Raw genomic sequence first — 4,876 nt, forward strand, 5'->3', positions numbered from 1 at the left:
TCTACCCACCTACGCACCGCGCAAGTTCTACACCGGCGTGAAGAACGGCAGCGGCGCGCCGTCGGTCGGCTTGAACACCACCTTCACCTTCTGGCCGATTTTGATCTTGTCGAACTCGCAATCGACGATGTTAGTCTGCAAGGTCAAACCTTCCTTCAGCGTGACATAGGCGATCGCGAACGGGCCGCTGGCCGATTTGCGCATCAGGCTGTAGGAATAGATCGTCGCCTCGCCCGACGATTCCTCCCACACCGTCTTGTCGGAGAAGCAGAACGGGCAGATCGCGCGCGGGAAGTAATGCGGCTCGCCGCAGGCAGTGCAGCGCTTGATCATGAACTTGCCGGCCTTCGCCGCTTCCCAGAACGCCGTGGTCTCGGGATTGGTCGCCGGCGCCGGATATTTCTTTGCTTCGGCCATCACACGCGCTCCAGAATGCAGGTCGAGGCGGCGTGGCGATTGCCGAGCAGGCCGCCGGTGCCGTGGGCAATCGCGAGATCGCAGTTGGGCACCTGGACTTTCGGATGGGCCTCGCCGCGCAGCTGCCGCACCGCTTCGATTATCTTGGTCATGCCGCCGCGGTTGACGGGGTGGTTGCTGCACAGCCCGCCGCCGTCGGTGTTGAACGGCAACTTGCCGACGCCCGAGATCAGGTTGCCGTCGGCGACGAACTTGCCGCCCTCGCCCTTCTTGCAGAAGCCGAGATCCTCGAGCTGCATCAGCACCGTGATGGTGAAGCTGTCATAGATCGAGGCGTACTTGATGTCCGTCGGCGTCACGCCCGCCTCCTCGAAGGCGCGTGGCCCGGACCAGACGCCGGCGGAATAAGTGAGGTCGATATCCTTGCCGCCGCGCGGTCCCTTGGTCGCCTCGCCATGACCGATCAGCCGCACCTGCGGCTGCTTCAGGCTCTTGGCGATCTCTTCCGACGTCACGATCAGCCCGCCGCCGCCGTCGGTGACGACGCAACAGTCCATCCGGTGCAGCGGATCCGATATCATCGGCGAGTTGAGCACGTCCTCGACGGTGACGACCTCCTTCAGCATGGCATGCGGGTTGTATTGCGCATGATGGGAGGCGGCGACCTTGATCCAGGCGAGCTGCTCGGAGGTGGTGCCGTAGTCGTGCATGTGGCGCATGGCACACATGCCGTAGACGTTGTGGGTGGTCTGGCCGTAGGCGGTCTCGAAATCGGCCTCGGCGCCGGCCGAGCGCGGCGGCATCGGGCCGGTGCGCGGCTTGCCGGCCAGCGTGATCAGGGCAATCGAGCACTTGCCGGCGGCAATCGCCTCGGCGGCATGGCCGAGATGGATCAGATAGGAGCAGCCGCCGGTATCGGTGGAGTCGATGTGGCGGAGCTTCTTCATGTCCAGGCCGAGGTAATCGGCCATGTTCATCACGCCGCCCGGTGCGTCGCCGGCGCAGAAATAGCCGTCGATGTCGGCCTTGGAGAGACCGGCGTCCTCGATCGTCCCCTTGGCGATCTCGGCGTGCAATTGCGAGGTGGATTTGTCCGGCGCGTGCCGGGTGGGATGCTCGTAGATCCCCGTGACGTAGGCCTTGCCCTTGATGGTCAACTGGTTCTCCGCTGGCGTTTCTTTTTAGCCTTTGTTTTTGTGACGTGCCGGCGCGGCCTTGGCAAGCGGCGAAATATTCCGCCGGGTGAGATGAAAACTCATGGCTGATGGTCATGACAGATGGAGGCGCCGCGTCGTGCTCCGCCGTCGTCGCCCGGCTTGACCGGGCGACCCAGCATTCCAGAGACAGTCGTGCTCACACGAGACGCCTCTGGAATGCCGGATGCCCGCTTTCGCGGGCATGACATCGAGAGATACGACCTCGCATTCTCGCGACGCAGATCGCGTCCGAGCTATGGAAGGAAAACACCCTCGAAAGAACAGAGGGCGCAGGGAAGACCGGGTGCCGGCTGGCACCCATGGCCCCCGTGCAACAAGAACGCACGGGGCAGGAACCACAGGCTCAGCCGAGTTGACCCGGCCTTCCCTGCGCGGTGGTTTTAACTCTTATAGCGCGCTCTCCCGGGTGAACGGGCTTTGTTGCCACCCTCGCCTCGCCATCAGTCCTGCGAGACTTGATCCCAGCGTCGCGGGATCAGGACCACACGCCTTCGCGTCCGCGCGGTGCCGTTCGTCTCGCAGCACCCTCGCGTCCACCGCAGCCCGCCCCGCGTGTCGTGACGATCGCGCGTACGCCCCTCTCATCGAGGCGGGACGGCGCAGATTATGCCACTGATTTGGGGGCGACGTCAAGGTATTTTCTGAAAAATAGAAGTTACGCCAACTGCCATGCGGGAAATCGGTAGGGTGGGCTAAGCTTTCGCCGAAGCTCGAAAGAGCGCAGGCGAAAGTGTGCCCACCATTCAGAGCCGTGATGTCGAAAGAAGGGTGGGCCTGGCGCTTCGCGCCCCTGGCCCACCCTACGGCAGCGTCGCTATTCAGCGGCGATCTGTCTTGGCGCGGGCGGTGGGCTGGCGAGGTCGGCAACGAGTTGCTCGTGCCGGGCCCTGGCTGCGTGCGCCGCCTTCTCCTTCACCGGGCCGTAGCCGCGGATGCGGTCGGGCAGCGACAGCAGCTCGACGGCGGGCTCGATCGTCAACGGCGACAGATTCTTCAACACCGCCTCGACGTCCTGCTCGTAGGACGTGATCAGTTCGCGTTCGAGCTTGCGGTCCGCGCTGCGGGCGAAGACGTCGAGCGGGCTGCCGCGCAGAAAACGCAGGCGCGCAAGCCATTTGAAACCCGTCATCATGCGCGGGCCATAGGCGCGCTTCTTCGGCCGGCCGAGTGGGTCCTTCTCGCCGCCGAGGGTCGGCGGTGCCAGGTGGAAGTTGAGGGTGTAGTCGCCGTCGAACTGGTCGCGCAGCAACTGCGTGAAGCGGCCGTCGCTGAACAGCCGCGCCACCTCGTACTCGTCCTTGTAGGCGAGCAGCTTTGCGTAGTTGATCGCGACCGCTCGCGGCAGCGCCTCGTCGTAGCCGCCGTCGCGGGCGGCCTCGCGCACGCGATCGACCAGCCTGCGATAGCGCGCGGCGTAGCGCTTGCTCTGATAGCCGGTCAGATGCGCAACGCGATGGACGACGATCTCGTCGAGCGACATCGCCTCCAGCGTCTTCGGAGCGGCGGCCGGCGCGTCCTGACCCTTCATCATCGCTTCCAGCCGGCTGTGATCGACGGCAGCAAGCCGGCCGAGCCGGAACGCCTCGGTGTTCATCTTGATGGAGACACCGTTGACCTCGATCGCCTTCTCGATCGCCTCCGCCGATAGCGGCAACAGGCCGTTCTGATAGGCATAGCCGAGCATCATGATGTTGGTGGCGATGGAATCGCCGAGCAGCACCTCGGCGGGATGGGTGAAGTCGATGAAGCTCGATTCCTTGCGCAGCGAATTTTCCAGCACGCCGTTGACTTGGCGGCTCTGGAAGTTGAAATCGCGGTTGAGGATGAAGTCGGCGGTCGGAATGACGTGACTGTTGATGATGCCGATGGTGCGGCCGGACTCGCAGAGCGTAAGCATGTCCTTGGACACCGCGACCACCTCGTCGGCGGCGATCACAAGATCGGCGGTGCCGGTGACGATGCGCGAGCAGGTCACGTCGGCGGTGTGCTCGGAGAGCCGGACATGACTCAGGACCGCCCCGCCCTTCTGCGCGAGGCCGGACATGTCGAGGATCATCGAGGCCTTGTCCTCGAGATGGGCGGCCATGCCGAGCAGCGCGCCGATGGTGAGCACGCCGGTGCCGCCGACGCCGGCGATCGCGATGTTGTAGGGTTTTTCGAGCGGCGGCCGCGAGGGCGGCTCCGGCAACTCGCCGATCTCGCCGAGCTCGGCCGGCGCGCGGCTGCGAAGCTTGCCGCCGTCGACCGTGACGAAGGACGGGCAAAAGCCCTTCACGCAGGAATAGTCCTTGTTGCAGGAGGACTGATTGATGGTGCGCTTGCGACCCATCTCGGTCTCAAGCGGTTCGACCGAGATGCAGTTCGACTGCACCGAGCAGTCGCCACAGCCCTCGCAGACCTCCGGGTTGATCAGCACACGACGTTGCGGGTCCTCCATCAGGCCGCGCTTGCGGCGGCGACGCTTCTCCGCCGCGCAGGTCTGCACGAACACGATCGCCGACGTGCCTTTCAGTTCGCGGCAGGTCCGCATCACCTGGTCGAGCTCGTCGCGATGGGCGATCTTGACGCCGTCGGCGATGTCGGTGGCCGGATAGAGCTGAGGATTCTCCGAGACCAGGTAGATCTGGCGGATGCCCTCGGCGTGAAGCTGGAAGGTGATCTGCTGCGGCGACAACTCGCCGTCGACATGCTGGCCGCCGGTCATCGCGGTCGCGTCGTTATAGAGCAGCTTGTAGGTGATGTTGGCGCCGGAGGCGACCGCCTGGCGGATCGCGAGGCTGCCGGAATGGAAATAGGTGCCGTCGCCGAGATTGGCGAAGACATGCGCCTCCTTGGTGAACGGCGCGACGCCGACCCACGGCACGCCCTCGCCCCCCATGTGGGTGTAGGTCTCGGTGGAGCGATCCATCCATAGCACCATGAAGTGGCAGCCGATGCCGGCAAAGGCGCGGCTGCCTTCGGGGACCTTGGTGGAGGTGTTGTGCGGGCAACCGGAGCAGAAATACGGCGTGCGAGAGATCGGAGCGATCGCCTGGACCTGCGTCGCTTCGCGGCCGTTGAACCAATCGGCCTTGGCGCGGAGCATGTTCTTGATTTCGGGATTGAGGTCGAGGCGGAGAAGACGTTCGGTGAGCGAGCTTGCAAGGGAAGAGACGCTGAGCTCGGCGGCGAAGGTGAGGAAGCGCTTGTCATGGTCGTCCATCTTGCCGACGATGCGCGGCCGGACGTCGTCGCGCCAGTTG

At 64.6% G+C, this 4,876-nt stretch carries 3 protein-coding genes; all 3 read right to left on the reverse strand.

All coding sequences use genetic code 11. From position 1 onward, the window contains the following. Nucleotides 1–27: 27 nt before the first annotated feature. Nucleotides 28–417, reverse strand: coding sequence for an OB-fold domain-containing protein (locus JOY90_RS04490; protein WP_291689951.1), 390 nt, complete (start codon nt 415–417; stop codon nt 28–30). After that, complete coding sequence (locus JOY90_RS04495) at nt 417–1,574, reverse strand: thiolase domain-containing protein (RefSeq protein ID WP_291689952.1); 1,158 nt, start codon at nt 1,572–1,574, stop codon at nt 417–419. Before JOY90_RS04495 ends, JOY90_RS04490 begins: the two co-directional genes overlap by 1 nt. An 874-nt stretch (nt 1,575–2,448) precedes the next feature. Beyond that, nucleotides 2,449–4,876 (reverse strand): indolepyruvate ferredoxin oxidoreductase family protein (locus tag JOY90_RS04500; RefSeq protein ID WP_291689953.1); only part of this gene is annotated, 2,428 nt, incomplete at its 5' end.

The sequence above is a fragment of the Bradyrhizobium sp. genome (assembly GCF_019242285.1).
GTDB lineage: Bacteria > Pseudomonadota > Alphaproteobacteria > Rhizobiales > Xanthobacteraceae > Bradyrhizobium.